This window comes from Flavobacterium sp. CECT 9288 (assembly GCF_918731615.1).
In the GTDB taxonomy this organism is placed as follows: domain Bacteria; phylum Bacteroidota; class Bacteroidia; order Flavobacteriales; family Flavobacteriaceae; genus Flavobacterium.
In genome coordinates this window covers 1,866,837-1,884,482 of record NZ_OU957226.1, presented here as the reverse complement: position 1 = coordinate 1,884,482, position 17,646 = coordinate 1,866,837, and the positions used below count along the sequence as shown (strand labels likewise).

The 17,646-nt window shown below is 33.2% G+C and carries 15 protein-coding genes; 2 read left to right on the top strand and 13 right to left on the bottom strand.

Going from position 1 to position 17,646, the window contains the following annotated elements:
* Positions 1 to 84: 84 nt before the first annotated feature.
* The 12 genes from LQ189_RS08250 to LQ189_RS08195 all read right to left on the bottom strand — a co-directional run bounded on the left by LQ189_RS08250 (position 85) and on the right by LQ189_RS08195 (position 13,930).
* Positions 85 to 684, bottom strand: a complete 600-nt coding sequence (locus LQ189_RS08250; protein WP_230155702.1) for a DUF6624 domain-containing protein — start codon at positions 682 to 684, stop codon at positions 85 to 87.
* An 89-nt stretch (positions 685 to 773) separates the two neighbouring features.
* On the bottom strand, positions 774 to 1,154 hold the full coding sequence (locus LQ189_RS08245) for a hypothetical protein (RefSeq protein ID WP_221917159.1): 381 nt from the start codon (positions 1,152 to 1,154) through the stop codon (positions 774 to 776).
* 365 nt (positions 1,155 to 1,519) lie between these two features.
* Positions 1,520 to 2,008, bottom strand: coding sequence for a DUF4199 domain-containing protein (locus LQ189_RS08240; RefSeq protein WP_230155701.1), 489 nt, complete (start codon positions 2,006 to 2,008; stop codon positions 1,520 to 1,522).
* Between the two features lie 632 nt (positions 2,009 to 2,640).
* On the bottom strand, positions 2,641 to 3,774 hold the full coding sequence (locus LQ189_RS08235; protein WP_230155700.1) for a PAS domain-containing sensor histidine kinase: 1,134 nt from the start codon (positions 3,772 to 3,774) through the stop codon (positions 2,641 to 2,643).
* A 63-nt stretch (positions 3,775 to 3,837) separates the two neighbouring features.
* On the bottom strand, positions 3,838 to 6,249 hold the full coding sequence (locus tag LQ189_RS08230; RefSeq protein WP_230155698.1) for a multicopper oxidase domain-containing protein: 2,412 nt from the start codon (positions 6,247 to 6,249) through the stop codon (positions 3,838 to 3,840).
* An 11-nt stretch (positions 6,250 to 6,260) separates the two neighbouring features.
* A complete protein-coding gene (locus LQ189_RS08225; RefSeq protein ID WP_230155697.1) occupies positions 6,261 to 6,974 on the bottom strand; it encodes a heavy-metal-associated domain-containing protein in 714 nt (237 codons plus the stop codon).
* A 536-nt stretch (positions 6,975 to 7,510) separates the two neighbouring features.
* Positions 7,511 to 10,705 carry a PAS domain S-box protein gene (locus tag LQ189_RS08220; RefSeq protein WP_230155695.1) on the bottom strand — a complete coding sequence of 1,065 codons (3,195 nt, stop codon included), beginning with the start codon at positions 10,703 to 10,705 and terminating at the stop codon, positions 7,511 to 7,513.
* Positions 10,706 to 11,247: 542 nt separating this feature from the next.
* Entirely contained in the window at positions 11,248 to 11,697 is a 450-nt protein-coding gene (locus LQ189_RS08215; RefSeq protein WP_230155693.1) for a VOC family protein, read from the bottom strand.
* Positions 11,698 to 11,725: 28 nt separating this feature from the next.
* On the bottom strand, positions 11,726 to 12,142 hold the full coding sequence (locus LQ189_RS08210; RefSeq protein ID WP_230155691.1) for a VOC family protein: 417 nt from the start codon (positions 12,140 to 12,142) through the stop codon (positions 11,726 to 11,728).
* 411 nt (positions 12,143 to 12,553) lie between these two features.
* The gene (locus tag LQ189_RS08205; protein WP_230155690.1) at positions 12,554 to 12,772 is read right to left on the bottom strand and encodes a DUF4287 domain-containing protein; all 219 of its coding nucleotides are present in this window, start codon (positions 12,770 to 12,772) and stop codon (positions 12,554 to 12,556) included.
* 6 nt (positions 12,773 to 12,778) lie between these two features.
* Entirely contained in the window at positions 12,779 to 13,150 is a 372-nt protein-coding gene (locus tag LQ189_RS08200; RefSeq protein ID WP_230155688.1) for a DoxX family protein, read from the bottom strand.
* Between the two features lie 213 nt (positions 13,151 to 13,363).
* Complete coding sequence (locus tag LQ189_RS08195; RefSeq protein WP_230155681.1) at positions 13,364 to 13,930, bottom strand: hypothetical protein; 567 nt, start codon at positions 13,928 to 13,930, stop codon at positions 13,364 to 13,366.
* Between the two features lie 223 nt (positions 13,931 to 14,153).
* Between LQ189_RS08195 and LQ189_RS08190 the strand changes: the two genes are divergently transcribed.
* A complete protein-coding gene (locus LQ189_RS08190; RefSeq protein WP_230155648.1) occupies positions 14,154 to 15,224 on the top strand; it encodes an IS110 family transposase in 1,071 nt (356 codons plus the stop codon).
* 427 nt (positions 15,225 to 15,651) lie between these two features.
* Here LQ189_RS08190 and LQ189_RS08185 read toward each other — a convergent pair whose 3' ends face one another.
* Entirely contained in the window at positions 15,652 to 16,149 is a 498-nt protein-coding gene (locus LQ189_RS08185) for a gliding motility-associated C-terminal domain-containing protein (protein WP_230155678.1), read from the bottom strand.
* A gap of 185 nt (positions 16,150 to 16,334) precedes the next feature.
* On the opposite strand from LQ189_RS08185, the gene LQ189_RS08180 reads away from it, so the two are divergent.
* On the top strand, positions 16,335 to 17,273 hold the full coding sequence (locus LQ189_RS08180) for an IS110 family transposase (protein WP_230155661.1): 939 nt from the start codon (positions 16,335 to 16,337) through the stop codon (positions 17,271 to 17,273).
* Positions 17,274 to 17,646 lie beyond the last annotated feature (373 nt).

Genomic DNA, 17,646 nt, shown 5'->3' with positions numbered 1-17,646 from the left:
CTATAATAGAATATACATTGCTAAAATTATCCATTTTTATGCTAACGTAAATTGAGGTCTTGAAAAAAGCTTATTCAGGCTATTTTATTTAATCCATCCAACTTTTTTTTTCCAAAGATTAATTTCTATTTCTCTTTCAAAAAGGTTTTTTGGAACTGTTTGATTTTCATTTTCTGCTTGTAGTCTTATTTTTTGTGTTTGTTCTTCTATAGTATTTAAACCAATTTTTAATCTTCGAATGTTTACCATCGATAAATCATCGCACATATTTGGACTTAGGACACCATTTTTGTCCCAATCAAATTGAGTCCCAAATAATTGAGGTTTTCCCTCCAATACCGCTATTCTATCTGATAAACGAGCCAAATTTTCTTCGTAATTTTTATTTTCAACTATACCGTTCTCTAAAATCTTCAAACATTTTTTCATGAAATCAGGTTCGCTAATAGCATGTTGTATAATTAGCCAAGCAGATTCACTTGCTTCAATTCCAACTTTTTCAACAGTAGTAAAACCCACTTCATCAATAATCGCATTGAGTTTTTTTGCATTGCTAATGTGAAGATTTTCCATTTCAAGATCATAACCATGAGAGAGCTTTTTTTGCTCAATCAATTTTTGTCTTAATTCTAAATCCTTATTTTTTAATTTGATTATTTCATTTGCAACTTCAGAATAATTCATTTTATTAGAAAAATTTTCGGTTTTAAAAATAGCTATTCCTTTCAGTCTATCTAAATAAACGTTTTTAACGGTTGGAAGTTTTTCAGTTGTTATTTTCCAACCTTTTCAATTGGCCTGAAACGTAAAGCACTCCAAGTCTCATCAATAGATATTGCAGTTACTGTCGTAATGCCGAAATCTTCACCTGTCATACTAATTGTGTCTCTATTGATATCAGTTTTAATTTTTGATGTGCCTTTTGGATATGCAAACCATAAAACACTATCGTGTTCAATATTTTTTAAAACTGTTGTAAGAAAGTCTAAATATTCTTTCTTATTGTTTATAAAAATTAACGTGTTTGTGCTTTTATTTTTTTTATCAAAAGTTAGTTTAAAATCAAGTTTTAAAAATTCACTCTCCAAGGCTGATGGAGCATTAATGATTACTCCATTGTTTTTAAATTTAAATTTTTTTATGATCTCTTGCATTTTTTTTGTAAATATTCTATTAAAAATTGACGAGGGTTAAATGATAAAAATAGCAAATAATTAGGTCTAATATTTCCCATCTGATTTGATTTTTGAAACTTCAAATTCCTAAGCTTTGTATTTTCATCAATCATATTATTTAAAAGTATTTCTCTTTTCTCCATGTTTTTTTTTAAATATTTCACCACTTTTTAATGTGATTACAGTAGGTTCTATTTGTGAAAAACAAATGTTAATTGTAAAAATCAATAGCATTGATAGTAATTTTTATTTCATAGTTTGTAAGTTATTATCCGATTAATTTTCGGTTTAAAAATAGCTATTCACTTTAGTCCCTCTTAAAAACAGCTTTAAACGTTTGTAAGTTATTCTAACTTTTTTGATCTTATAAAAATCATAGCAATGGCAGTTGTCACGATTCCCATTATCAAAGCACCTATTGCACCTTGTTTAGCATAATTTGGATAGTTAAAGTTTGCTTCTGCTTCAGCAATCGATTTGAAGTAACCAATTTCAACAGAGCGTTTAATCACATTCGGAAAATATTCTGGTGAAATTACATATGAAATGATCCATTGAGTCAACGGACTTAATAATGCAATGATAACAGACAAAATTATACCCGAAATAAGTCCTTGTTTATAACTCATTTGGCCACCATAATAAACCTTCTTTTTTTCTTGTAACGCCAGAACCATAAATACTATAGCTGGAATTGCAAACAGGTTTGTAAGATAAAAATGGTAGTCAATATAGGTACTATGGAGTCCGCTCAACTTTTCTAATACCATCCAAAGTAAAGTCATAATAGAAAATAAAATTGCCCATTTGATTTCAATTTTTAATTTTTTCATGGTCTATTTTTTAAGTTAGTTTCATATAGTTTTATCCATTCCCTAAGCCGTATATTTCATAATATTACCATATACTTAAGTTATATAAAAACTTTTAAACGAGTAAGTTACCGTTAATTACAAAGTAAATATATTTGATTTAAATTACAAATTAAATTTTTTCTGGTAAAAATTGCTTTTTGAGTATAAGAATAAACCGAAGTATAAAATGATTTAAAATCGCTATTTGAGTTCTAAAAAAGTAAATTCTTCCAGTTCCAGTTCTAGTTATAAAAAGTATAGAAACAGCTGAATGAGCAGCACTTGGTGGTTTGTGAGATGGTAATATCGAGTGATGCGAAAAGGGTATTTAACTTCCATCTTCTGCTATGATGCACTGTATTATGCTCTTAAGATTTAGAAAATTGGCTTGTTTTGAATAACCAATAAGAACAATGTTTTAGGTAAACATACACCTATTTTAGAGGATATTTTGGGTGAAAAGTTCTTATACAATTTGACGTTGTTGCCGTTTTGATTACGGAACTGTCTGCATCGATTAAAGTGTTATTGTATCACAACTGCTTATTTTTTTCATCTATAGACGTAAAGAAACGCTGCTGATACAATCAGTTTTTGGTTTATTTATAGTATTATTTAGTTTTCTTTGCGGGTAATGTAAAATAAAAAGAAGAACCTGCGCCTTCTGTACTTTCTACCCAAATTTCACCTCCATTTTTTTCTACAAAGCCTTTCGATAATATTAATCCGATACCGGCTTCTTTATCCTTTTTCCATGTATTTGAAATAGTGGTTATTTCAGGTGTAAAGAGTTTATCTTTTATATTTTTTGTAATGCCAATTCCATCATCTTTTATCTCAATGATAATTGAATTTTCTTTTGTTTTCGCACGAACTACAATTTTGCCGTCTTTATGCGAATATTTTATTGCATTGTTGAGTAAGCTATGGAGTATAGAAGACAGCATTTCGCTGTCTGCAAAAACATTTATATTTTTCTTTATGTTGTTATGAAGGTGAACCTTATTTGCAACAGCAATGTCATTTAGCGCATCAAACACTTTTTTAACATCGGTATAAAGATCAATTTTTACGGGAGCAAAAGCTTCTGATGCATATTTTATTCTTGCCCATTCTACTAAATAATCCAACAGGTTTAATTGCTGTTTTGACGTTATATGCAGTAGTTGGAGCATTTCTTTTGTTGCATCCTTATCCATTTTATCAAAATTTTTATTCAGATATTCAGCAGTACCTGTTATACCTGTGAGTAGGGTTCTGAAATCATGTGACAGTATAAAAAGTATACTTTCTTTATGCACGCTAAGTTCTTCTACATCTCTTGCATACTTTTCTGCATTCTGTCTCTCGGTTAGGTCTCTAAGGATTTTGACATACCCTTTTACTTCTCCATCTTCACCTTTTAAAGGATAAACTTGACCGTATGCATAAAATTTGCTTCCGTCTTTACGAATGTGCCATCTGTTGTCTGCAGCTTTTCCATCTTGTAGTGCTTTTTTAATTTCAGCTTTTGGCAGGCCTTTGGTTTTGTCATCTTCAGTAAAAATAATATCAAAGTCCTTCCCCAATATTTCTTCTACTGCATATTGAAATAGTTGTGTTGAGCCTGAACTCCAGCTGTTTATTTTTAAGTCATTATCCACTGAAAAAATGGAATAATCAGGCATGCTGTCTATGACTTGACTAAAAAACTCTGCTGAAAGTATGTGCTCACCTTCGGGTGCTTTTGATTTTTTATTTTTCATTGGATTCGTTTAGAAATACGTATTATTGCCTAATTGCAGATTTTTAATCTCTTTTTACTTTGATTAATAATTCAAATTCACTCCAAAACCTAATCCCATATCACTATCGAAATGTGTTTTAATGCTAACGTTTCTTTTAATAATATAGCGCATTCCTGCCATGAATTCTTTATCGGTATTCCACATCAAATCCATTCTTAATCTTTTTGAAACGGGAATGTCCATTCGTTCAAATTGCAATCTGAAATTACCGTCTGTAAAAACTTCGGCTTGTGCTTTTATAAGCATGGGCAATGTGTATTCTAATCCTGCACTAAAAACAGAACGTTCGTCTTTGGTGCTACCTTGTCCAAAAAGGTTTTTCTCCATTTCACCATCTTCCATTTTTCTGTATCGCCAATCAAAGCCAACAAACGGCATAATCCATTGCATTTTGCCAATGTAACGCCCAATGTGTGTTTCTGTTTCATAACCGTGCATTTTGTTATAACCCAATCTCCATTCTGTTCCGATGCTCCAACGTGTATTGCTAAACATTGCCATACCGTCGTTTCCATTCGTAGCAAAATCATTTTCTGCCATAAGATGAAATTTTCGGTCTTCGCCAAATAATTTACGTTGTGCTAATTTTGGATTTGGTATTAATGGATTTGGTGCTTGATTTTCATACGTAAAAACTCTGCCCATTCCTGCCATCATGTGATAGAGGATATGACAATGAAAAAACCAATCGCCCTCTACATTAGCGTTAAATTCTAAAACATCCGTTTCCATCGGCATAATGTCGATGATGTTTTTGAGTGGTGCGTAATCGCCTTGTCCGTTAAGAATTCTAAAATCGTGTCCATGCAAGTGCATCGGGTGTCGCATCATGGAACCATTGTATATTGTGATCCGAACATTCTCGCCTTTTTTGATTAAAATTTTATCGGTTTCAGAAACCACTTTGTTGTCTAAACTCCAAACATAACGGTTCATATTTCCTGACAATTCAAATCGCAATTCTTTAACAGGTGCATCTTTAGGTAGCGTTGTCTTTTTTGGCGACTTTAACATGGCGTAATTTAACGTTACAATTTCCGAAAGTTTATTACTGTTATAATCGTCTTCGGTGCTGCTTGCTACATGCGCTGGCATTTTCATTTCATTCCCATTGTGTTTAGAATGATCCATTTTTTCACCGTCACTTTTTTCTGCTTTCTCTTTGCTCTTGCCGTTTTTCTGATCTCCAGTAATTTCGGGATACATAACTACGTTCATATCCATCTGATTGTAGGACATACTCATTCCCATATCGTCTAAATCACCGTTCATTTTCATCATATCATTCATCATTTTCATTCCTTCAAAATATTTTAATTTTGGTAGGGGAGAAGTAAGCTGTTTGATGCCATCGCCTAAATAAAGTGATGCTGATTTTGTGCGGTCTTCAGAAGTCACCAAAAATTCGTAAGCGGTTTTATCGGCTGGAATGGTAACAATTACATCGTAAGTTTCGGAAACGGCAACAATTAATCTGTCCACTTCTACTGGTTCTACATCGTTACCATCATTAGCAACAACAGTCATTTTTCCGCCTGCATAATTGAGCCAAAAGTAGGTTGATGCACCACCATTTGAAATTCGTAATCGCACTTTATCGCCACCTTTGAATTGAGATAATTGGCTTTCGTTTTTACCGTTAATTAAGAACTTATTGTAATAGACATCACTCACATCCATTGCGTTCATTCGTTTCCATTCGTTCGTTACTTTGGTTTTGAAATGTCCTTGTTGGATTGCTTCGGCATAACTTTGAGTGGTACCTTTTTGAATGGCAAACCAATCGGTTGCGTTGTGCAACATGCGGTGTATGTTATGTGGATTTACGTCTGTCCATTCGCTTAAAAGTAAAGGTACGCTTGGCAAATCATCAATTCCTTTTCTAAAGGTTGGGTCGTTTGGTTTTTTGAGCATTATAAAGCTGCCGTACATCCCAATTTGTTCTTGTAAACCCGAATGACTATGATACCAATGTGTTCCGTTTTGAATGATTGGAAATGTATATTTGTGAGTAGTATTTGGTTCAATTGGCATTTGGGTTAAATAAGGAACGCCATCTTCTTTGTTTGGTAAAAATAATCCGTGCCAATGCAACGAGGTACTTTCTTTTAACTCGTTATGTACATAAATTTCGGCAATGTCACCTTCGGTAAAAGTGAGGGTTGGCATCGGAATTTGTCCGTTTACAGCAATGGCATGTTTTGGTTTGTCACCAAAAGTTACTAGTGTATCACGAACAAATAAATCATAACGAACGATTTTTTGAGCTGATGAAATTGTTGAAATAAAAGAAAGAAATAAGCTTACAATAATTATTTTTGAGTTGTACGTATTGCAGCCCGACTTGAACGGAGCTCTTTTTTGTGAAGCGTAGCGGAGCAAAAAAAGCGGGAGTGGAAGGCGGAATAGCTGCCCAAATGATTTTAATTTCATATTTTTTTTTTTTAAATCAGTATACATAACATAATGCCACTCATTACAATCATCATAGCATCTTCAATAATAGTTACAGTACTCATGGGTAAATTGAAAATTGCACCTAAACAGGCACATTGAATTTTCTGTTTGTTTAAGACTGATTGCAATACACCAATGATACTGATACTCATTACAAGTACAGTAAGTGAATTAGTTAGTATGGGATTGAAATTAATTAGAAACGCAATTCCTAAACCTAATTCAATAAAAACATATAGGTAAGCCCATACTGGAATTTTTTTCGCTAAAACATCATACATCACATAACTATCCGCAAAACCTTTGATATTTAGTAATTTAAAAAAAGAGAAAATAAGAAAGAATCCGGACATAAAATGTCTCATTGCTTGCATAAAATCAAATTTTGTGTTTTGAGTTTGCACCAATGTCGTTACTATTATGATGTAGAAAAAGATCAGCAAAATGGGTTTGTAGGTTTCAAACCATGATTTTGTTTGTTCTCCAATTTCGCTGTGATTGATTGCTGATATTTGGTATTTTGATTCTAAAACTTTTTGCAAATCGAATAATGCAATGTGTTTGTCCATTGTAATTGTTACTGTTTCTGTGTCTTTAGAAACAGTAACATTTGTAACGCTATCTAATGTTAGTAGAGCCGATTTTACTTTGGCTTCACAACTAGAACAAGTCATTCCTGTTAATTTATAGGTGTGTGTCATTTTATTTTAAAAATATAAGATTCAAAAAATTGGTTTTGTTTATATAATTGTTCTTATTTGTTTTACTTAAACTATCTTCTAGCGTTTAAAATGCTGTTAAATTCTCTTTAAAATCTATAATAAAATGCGCAAAGTAGTAAAAAAGCAGAAGTTTTTTTTTTAGTTATGAAACTATAAATCATAGATTAATAATTACTCATAATAGTACAATGAATTTATCTTGAAAAGTTACAGATTTTATAATATAAGTTGTTTAGTTCACGTTTTTATAGCTTAAAAGTTTCGGCAATTTTTCTATTGCTCAAGATGGTAGAATTAGGATTCTAATTTTTAAATGTAAGTAGTATTGTTTGGAAATAATTTGGAATGTTTTTAAAAATTCAAAATTGGAAATAATTATACTTTTGGCGAAAGCCAAACGGAATTGAAACCTAAAATAAAAGAAGGTTTATATGGTTCCAATTTTGATTTTTGTACCTAAAAATCAAAATTAATGTTTTCAAACTCTATTTGTAAAGTATAATTTAATTACCCTTTCAATCGGTTTTTTGGAGCGCCTTAATAATTTTACTGTATAGCAGTTGTTCATCAACAGGTTTAGAAACATAATCATTCATTCCCATTGCCTGGGCTTTTTCTAAATCAACAGAAGTAACATCTGCAGTTATTGCTATGATGGGAATATCAGATTTCATAATGTTGCGAACGTATGCGGTTGCATCAAAGCCATTCATTTCGGGCATTTGTAAATCCATGAGCACTAGATCGTACTTATTTTGTTCTATTTTTTCAATCGCAATTTTTCCGTTGGCCGCAATGTCTACATCAAAGCCAAAGTCAGCAAGTATTATTTTAATTAAAAGCTGATTGAGAGGCATATCTTCGGCAACCAATATGTTTATTTTTTTTACCTCGGCTTGTATGTTTGAAACCGGTTCCGATTCCTGCTCTATTTTTTGATTTGTTTTAGCAAAGTTTAATTGGAAACTAAAGGCTGATCCTTTGCCTAATTCGCTTTCCACGCGTATGGTGCCACCTTGCTGTTCTATCAATTTTTTAACGATGGTTAGCCCAAGACCAGTACCTCCATAAAGGCGCGAGTTTTCATAAGTTGCTTGTCCAAAATCTTCAAAAATATGTTCGAGTTTGGTTTTATGGATTCCAATTCCGGTGTCGGTTATGGTAAATTCAATAGTTATTTCCTCTGTATCTTGTTTAAGCAAGGAAACACAAATGGTTATTTTTCCTGCGTTGGTAAACTTGACAGCATTGCTTATTAGATTCAAAATGATTTGTCGCAACCGAATTGAATCGCCCATTATAATTTCGGGTATTGCGGTGTCAAATTGTTTTACCAGTTCTAAATTTTTCTCCTTTATTTTCATATCGAATAATTGGAGCATTGATGAAAGCGAATCAGCTAAATTGAACGGAGTTTGTTCAAAAGTCATTTTACCAGCATCTACTTTGGCAAGGTCAAGAATATCGTTAATTAAAACAAGCAGGGCATCCCCTGAATCCTTAATTGCCGTTAGGTAGTCTTGCTGACTCTGGTCTAATTTCGATTTTAAAAGTACATTAGTAAACCCTATAATGGCGTTCATAGGAGTTCGTATTTCGTGGCTCATGTTGCTCAAAAATTGTTGCTTGGCTTGCATGGCATCCTCAGCAGCAATTTGTGCAGTTTCCGCTTTGTATTTAGCATCTTTCTGCTCGTGAATATCGGTATTAGTTCCTACCCACATTTTTATTTTTCCGTTTTCATCTTTAATGGGTAAAGCTCTGCTTAAATGCCATTTGTATGCACCGTGTTTATTTAAGATTCGGCATTCCATGTCAAAAATTTCTCCTGTTTTAAAGGAGTTTGACCAGTTTGTTTTAGTCATCTCCACGTCATCTGGGTGAATTACTTTTTCCCATCCCCAACCTTTTAATTTTTCAAACTCTAGTCCGGTGTCATCCAACCATTTTTTATTAAAATAAATCACATTACCCTCTGTGTCGGCATTGGTTATTTTTTGAGGCATAGAATCTAAAATCTGTCTTAAATTCCTTTCGCTTTCTATAATTCCCCTTTTTGCAATCACCTGCTCAGTTACTTCATTACCAATAATAGTAATACCTGAAATAGTCTGGTCCGCTTCTAAATAAGGCTGGAAAACAAAATTGAAAAAATACTCTTCCTTTATAGTTCCATGCATATTTTTAGGGCTCTGTACTTCAATACCATGAAAAGGAATACCGGTGGCACGCACCTCATCAAGCATATCTAGGAAAGTAGTGTTTTTAAGTTCGGGCATAATTTCAAGCAGCGATTTACCTTCTATATCGTTTCCTCTTCCCCAAACTTCTTTAATCTGGTCGTTGGCAAGTTCAATAATCAGATCTTTACCTTTTAACACTGCAAAAGTAAATGGTGAATTCATCAGCATCATGTTATATCGCTTATCGCTTTCTTCTATTTTTTTGCGCGCCATCACCATTTCTGTTACTTCATACGCTATTTGTGTAACACCAGAAATGAAGTTGTCTGCGTCATAATAGGGTTGGAAAACAACGTTAAAGTATTTATGTTTTAGCTTACCATTGTAGGTTACTTTCCCGAGTATTTCATTGGCATAGAATGGAATACCTGTTGTGTATACTTTGTCAATCATTTCAGGAAATGGCTGATCCTTAATTTCCGGTAATATTTCCAAAAGCGTTTTATCTTCTACATCTTTACCTTTTCCCCAAAAATCTTTCATTAAATCGTTAGCAAGGGTAACCAACATGTCTTTTCCTTTCATTACACAAAAAGCAAATGGCGAATCCATAAGCATCATGTAATATCGATTGCTAATTTCTTCTATTTTCTTCAATGCTTTCTGGTCTGCATTGTGTAGTGCGGCTAATGCATTTTTTACAATCACAGCTGCTGTTACTTCATAAGCAATAATGGTTATCCCAGAAATAGTCTCATCTGCTTCCAAATAAGGTTGATACACAAAATTGAAATAAACATCCTCCAATTTACCATTGCGAAAAACTGGGCAAAGTACCTCATCTCCGCAAAACGGAGTACCGCTGGTATAAACCTTATCGAGCAAATCGGGAAATTCGGAATCTTTGATCTCAGGTAAAACTTCAAGTAGAGTCTTTCCTTCTAAGTTCTTGCCTTTTCCCCACATTTCTTTTATAGAACCGTTGGCTAGGGTTATCACCATATTTTTTCCCTTGAGTATAGCAAAACCAAAAGGAGATTTAAGAAGCATCATGTTGTATCGCTTTTCGCTTTCCTCCAGTTGCTTTATGGCTTTTTGCTCTGCATCAAGTTGCGCTACAAGCGTTTTATTTTCAGTAACATCATCAGAACGCTGAATGATATATTGTACATTATTGTTATCATCTAGAATAGGGGAGTTCACTACTTTCCAATACTTTGTTTCAAATCCACCACCTTCGGATGCAGGTTTAGGAATATCGTATCTTATTACCGGCAAGGTATCGGCAGTTTTATTTTTGATCACGCGGTTGAAAGAAGCTCGAATCGTACTTTCTCCATTTCGGTTTGTATTGTCAGGATTAGATGGAAACACATAAAAAATGTCTTGTCCAGTAATAAACTCACGGGTGGTTTTGGTTTTTCTAATAAAATCGTCTGAAGCAGCAATAATGATAAAGCTGGTATCTATAACAAGCATCAATGCTGGAGACTGCTCGAATATCCTGATGTAATCTTTTGCATCCATATGTTTGTAAATATCAGATAAAAAATCCGATTAATGAATGTAAAAGGTTGCCAATGAATTTATATTTGCTTGCTTAATGATATCGGTATATCAAATGAAGTTCGCTTTATCAGAATTTTGACTGATGGTAAGCAAAAGGATTTGCCACTTAGAGATGACTGGGAGTTCGTAAACGCTCAGTTGTCGTCTAAAGGGAAGCTTAGAAAACGGTAATTCTACAAAATACAGCTAGCTTAAAATTGCTAGTATGGGATGTTGTTATTTTTGAATTATTTTAACTGGAAGATTATCTAAAAACCTCAAAACGAAAATTATTTGTTAGAGAACTATAACAAAGGATTTAAATTATAATTAAAACCATTCTCGGTAAAAACTGCTTTCTATATTAAAAATAAAACAAAGCGTAAACAAGCAATAAAAATCACTATTTGAATCCCAAAATATAAAGCTTACCCTTTTTGAAGTTTTTTAATAAATTATTCATCAGGAAATCTATGTAAGTAGTGTGTATGCAAAAGAATTCTTAATATTGGAAGTGGTTTTTACTTATTATTTATATTTCTTTTATAATTTGGGTCAAAATCTACTATCCATTCTATACCAAATTTATCTCTAAACATTCCGAAATAAGAACCCCAAGGACTGTCATTAATTGGTATTTCAATATTCCCACCTTCTGAAAGGCCATAAAATAATTGATGAGCTTCTTCTTTACTTTCAGCGCTAATTGAAATTTTACTTCTAGTTTCATTTTCGTTATGTTTTCCCATTATTTCGGGAGTATCACTCGCCATTAATACATTGTGTTTCCCAATTGGCAAAGCAATATGCATAATGCGGTTTGCTTCGCTTTCTGAAATTGGAAATTCAGGATTTGAAAAATCTTTGAAACGACTTATCATTGCAAATTCTCCACCGAAAACGGATTTATAAAATGTAAATGCAACTTCAGCATTTCCATTAAAATGGATATAAGGGTTTATTTGTGCCATTTAATTTTTTTTTATTTAACTCAAATTATTATTTTGGTTGTTCAGTTGGAAATTTTGAAACATCCATATAAAATATTTCCCATGTATGTCCGTCAAAATCTTCAATAGTTCGTTGCTGCATAAAACCATAATCTTTCATTTCTGTTGGTTCAATACCACCTGCTTTAAGTCCATTTGACATTAAGTTATTGACTTCGTTCATACTTTCTAATGATAATGAAAAAAGTCCTGCAATATTAGTTTTTGTGTCAGCAATAGGTTTAGATGTAAAACTTGTAAACTTCTCATGTGTTAAAAGCATTACAAAAATGTTTTCACACCAAACCATACATTTTGCGGTTTCGTCTGAAAATTGTGGATTATTTGTAAATCCTAATGCAGTATAAAAGTTAACTGATTTTTCAAGTTCTTTAACTGCTAAATTTATAAAAATTTGTTTTCCCATTTTTATATTTTTTATGGTTCTCTTTATTGTAGTACGTCGTGAAGCAATTATGGTCAATGTCATTTTGTTTAAAAATCTTTAAACAAACATTATTGGATTAATTTTTAAGTAAATATATTTGATTTAAACTACAATTAAAACTCTTTTAGGTAAAAGTCACCTTATGGTTAAATAGGTTTAAAATTCGGCGTAAGTTTTGTAGGTTATAAATACGAATCCAATATAAGCTGAATTGAGAGCTTGATTGTTTTCATAGTTCCTGTTAAAATAGGTTTTAAGGGTAGGTGCAGGTTTGCTAAAAAGTAAAGGAAAAACACTAAAAAAAACAAGCTAAAAACGGCTTCAAAAAAAGAGGATACTAAATCCTATTGATATTTTGTATCTAATTTTTGTGGTATGTTATTTTTCTTGTCATTCAGTTTTCCCTTTGAATGTTGCATAAATTGCCATTGCGTGTCCGTGTCCTAATTCAAATTCTTCTTTGAGCCAATTTGTAATTTCGGAAGCCTTAATTTCCGGATTAAGTTTTCCGTCAATTATAAATTCTTTTGTTTCAGCCATTTTTTTAAAGTCAGCAGGAGTCTTGCCTGTTTTCGCTTTTATATTATCAATGTATGCTTGAAATGACATAAATTTTTAATTTTCGTTAGAATTTAATCTATGATAGTAAATATATGAAATGGCCAAAATTCCTAACACAATCAATGGGAAAAATGTTTGTCCATTTATTCCGTCAACTGCTCCGTGACTAATTGTTGCAAAAACAAAGTTAAATGCAAATCCGGCATAAGCCCATTCTTTTACTCGTTTCGGAACTTGTGGAATAACTAACACCAAAACTCCTAAAATCTTAAAAACAACCAATGCGTTTCCAAAATATTCTGGATAACCCAAATGTCTAATTCCTTCTTTTGCTAATTCTGTTTGTGAAGTCAATGCAGGCATTAGTCCTTCAAATAAAGCAATGATTGTTGTCGCTGTCCAATAAATTATTTTTTCTTTTTTCATTTTTTTTATTCTTTATTATTTTGTCATGAGTTACAGTACAATTCTAACTAATGTTCCCTTGCTTGGCTAGTTTGCATTCAAAGCGGAACGAGTATTCTTCGCTAAGATAGAATTTATTCCTAAAAATAGAATTGAAGCTGCTGAAAACCAGTAATAATTGCATAGGAAGTATTAGCGGTCCTGACCTATCCTGATTCACTTTTTTTATAATGTCTAAGTGTTTTTTTTGGACGAGATAAAATATGAAATTTTTGTTATGATAAATTGTATTCCGGGTTTCACTATTAGATATAAAACCGCTCCAATTAAGCTAAGAATTGATATTATTCCGATGGGTAGCACACCACCAAAAGTAAAAGTCATACCAAAAACAAATCCTAGAAAACATTCAGCCTTGTAAATAGGCAAGAAAATTGCTATAACTAACAATGAAACAATCATATAGAATGGTATTTCAGAATATCCTAAAGTAAAAAAAACGGATAACAATAAACCGAAAGATAATGCTGCAATGAAGGCATAAAGTATATTTACTGGGAACTTAGAAACAGTTGAATTATTTCCAATTCTCTTTTGTATTCTGTATAATAGAAACCACGTAAGCAATGGAATTAGAATTCCTCCCAACCAATTTGAAAATTTAGGTAAGTCTTCATTTTGTAGGATGTGATGGCTAGGTACACCATCATGGAAATGATCCCAAATTAAAAGCACCCAAATAGCAGCAGTAGTTATTGCAGTGAAATATAAACGAATCTTATAAAATTCCCTTTCTCTCATTTTTTTTACATTTTAGGATTTCTAATCTCTAGCGGTTTTCCATTGACGCCTTGCATGATTGCTAAAATTCTGGTAATACAAGCAGTTTGGTACTAAATTAATCTCTATTTTCGGATTTGCCAAATCTTCCAAATACAAACCAATTTTTCCATTAAGCCAAATGCCCAAATCCGTTGTAGCATCTATGTAAAAGCATAACTTAGAGTTACTAAAAACGAAGATTATGCAATTACAAGATGCCTTAACTATTCCAAAGATATTCATTGGTTTAGACATTCACAAAAAAAGCTGGAGCGTTTCCATTCAAACGGATTTGTTTTTTCACAGAACGTTTTCGATGCCTTCTGTTGCCGAGGATTTATACCAATATGTGGAGCGAACATTTCCAAATCACGAAGTAGCTTTAGTTTACGAAGCAGGATGTTGCGGATTTTCTGCAGCGCGCTATTTTTTAAACTTAGGTTGGCATGTTTTGGTGGTCAATCCCTCCGATGTCAAGACTGGAGATAAGGAGCGGTATCAAAAAACTGACGCTTTAGATTCCAAAAACCTGTCCAATCAATTAAAAGCGGGTGTGCTCAGGAGCGTTTATATTCCTACCGAAGCACACGAACAGTTTACCACTTTGGCTCGTCACAGAACCCAAATCACCAAGAAACTCCGACAAAGCAAATCGCAAATCAAAAGTATGTTGCTCTTTCATGGGATTGAAATACCTCCAGCATATGATAATTCAAATTGGAACAAAGATTTCATAGTTTGGCTGGAAAATATAGAATTCAGCTCCCCTTGTGGAAAATTGGCTCTTCAGGGCAAAATACGGATGTATCAATTTATCAGGTTAGAGTATTTGGAAATTGCCAATCAAATGCGTGCGCATTGCAGAAAGACCTGTAAGAACGATTATAATCTCTTGAGGAGCATTCCAGGAATTGGCGGTTATCTGTCCAGTGTAATTTTGGCTGAATGTGGTGATTTGCGCCGATTCAATAACGAAGGACAATTTAGCTCTTACATCGGATTAGTACCAGGGATTTATAATAGCGGCGGATCAGAAAAATGTTTAGGAATAACCCCCAGAAGTCGTTCCCAATTACGAAGTTATTTAGTAGAAGCAGCCTGGATTGCCATTAGAAAAGATGCCGAAATGCAGCAATATTACCGCAAACATCAAGGCAAGAATGTAAAGACTGTCATCATTAAAATAGCTCATAAATTAGCACGAAGAATACTCTCGGTCATTAAAACCGAAACACCTTATCAAATCAATAGAAACTTAGTATTAGAAAAATAAAAATAACCTTCTTAAAAAGCTCAATCATACCAGAGAATAGACTGCAAAACAGCTAGGGCGGTTCTTTAAAATAAGCCGCATTTTGTAGTAGGCAGCTATTTTTATTCTTACAATCAAACCGATGCTGGTGGTCTCGTTCTCAAAACGAGAACCACATATAGGAGTGGGAGCTTTAAGAATTTAAAAAGAAAGACAATGAAATAAAAGAGATCTAAATACGTGGCATTATTGAAAAAGTTAGAATAACTTTTTCAGTCTAAGCCTTCGGCAGACAAAAAGTTGTTTCCAACTTTTTCAACAAGCCGTTGGGACGGCATTTTATACTCAAAAAATAACCAACATATAACCCTTTCAAAAGTTGTGAATAACTTTATGATGCTTTACATAGGAGTGGCTGTTACCAAACGTTTATTCAATTCAATTCATTTTATTTTTGAAATATAATTGGGTCGTAAAAAGGGAATGTGCATTCAGTTTCTGCGCTAAATACTTTACCTTCTTCTTCTGTTTTAACGATACACACGTATCCATACTCAACGAATGTTTGTTCATTTTCCACTACAAGTTTATATTTCACGGTTCCGCTTTTAATATTATCTCCGCAAAAAGAGTTGGAGTTTTTACCATAATTTTCTGTTGTGAAAAGAATTTCATCATTTAAATCATATATGGTTAAAGAGTTAAATGAATATTTATATAAATTCTCCACGACTAAACAATCGTTAAAACCATCTTCATTTGGAGTAAATACTGAAATAACATTTATTTTTCCAGCTGTTTGGTTAAGATTATTTATGTTCTTAGATTGCAATTGATTTTCTCCACAACATAAAAAAGTTTTTTGTTCAGTATCTGAATCATTGTTATTACAACTATAATTGACTAATAAGATTAAAGAGATAAAAAATGCAATTCTGTTTTTCATAAAGTAGGTTTTTAAATGTTTGGTAACGTCCTGGCACTACAGCGGGTTTGGGATTAAATTAAGCCCTATTTTCGGATTTGCCAAATCATCCCAAATACAAAACCATTTTCCCATTAAGCCTAATGCCCAAATCCGTTGTAGCATCTATGTAAAAGCATAACTTAGAGTTACTAAAAACGAAGATTATGCAATTACAAGATGCCTTAACTATTCCAAAGATATTCATTGGTTTAGACATTCACAAAAAAAGCTGGAGCGTTTCCATTCAAACGGATTTGTTTTTTCACAGAACGTTTTCGATGCCTTCTGTTGCCGAGGATTTATACCAATATGTGGAGCGAACATTTCCAAATCACGAAGTAGCTTTAGTTTACGAAGCAGGATGTTGCGGATTTTCTGCAGCGCGCTATTTTTTAAACTTAGGTTGGCATGTTTTGGTGGTCAATCCCTCCGATGTCAAGACTGGAGATAAGGAGCGGTATCAAAAAACTGACGCTTTAGATTCCAAAAACCTGTCCAATCAATTAAAAGCGGGTGTGCTCAGGAGCGTTTATATTCCTACCGAAGCACACGAACAGTTTACCACTTTGGCTCGTCACAGAACCCAAATCACCAAGAAACTCCGACAAAGCAAATCGCAAATCAAAAGTATGTTGCTCTTTCATGGGATTGAAATACCTCCAGCATATGATAATTCAAATTGGAACAAAGATTTCATAGTTTGGCTGGAAAATATAGAATTCAGCTCCCCTTGTGGAAAATTGGCACTTCAGGGCAAAATACGGATGTATCAATTTATCAGGTTAGAGTATTTGGAAATTGCCAATCAAATGCGTGCGCATTGCAGAAAGACCTGTAAGAACGATTATAATCTCTTGAGGAGCATTCCAGGAATTGGCGGTTATCTGTCCAGTGTAATTTTGGCTGAATGTGGTGATTTGCGCCGATTCAATAACGAAGGACAATTTAGCTCTTACATCGGATTAGTACCAGGGATTTATAATAGCGGCGGATCAGAAAAATGTTTAGGAATAACCCCCAGAAGTCGTTCCCAATTACGAAGTTATTTAGTAGAAGCAGCCTGGATTGCCATTAGAAAAGATGCCGAAATGCAGCAATATTAACGCAAACATCAAGGCAAGAATGTAAAGACTGTCATCATTAAAATAGCTCATAAATTAGCACGAAGAATACTCTCGGTCATTAAAACCGAAACACCTTATCAAATCAATAGAAACTTAGTATTAGAAAAATAAAAATAACCTTCTTAAAAAGCTCAATCATACCAGAGAATAGACTGCAAAACAGCTAGGGCGGTTCTTTAAAATAAGCCGCATTTTGTAGTAGGCAGCTATTTTTATTCTTACAATCAAACCGATGCTGGTGGTCTCGTTCTCAAAACGAGAACCACATATAGGAGTGGGAGCTTTAAGAATTTAAAAAGAAAGACAATGAAATAAAAGAGATCTAAATACGTGGCATTATTGAAAAAGTTAG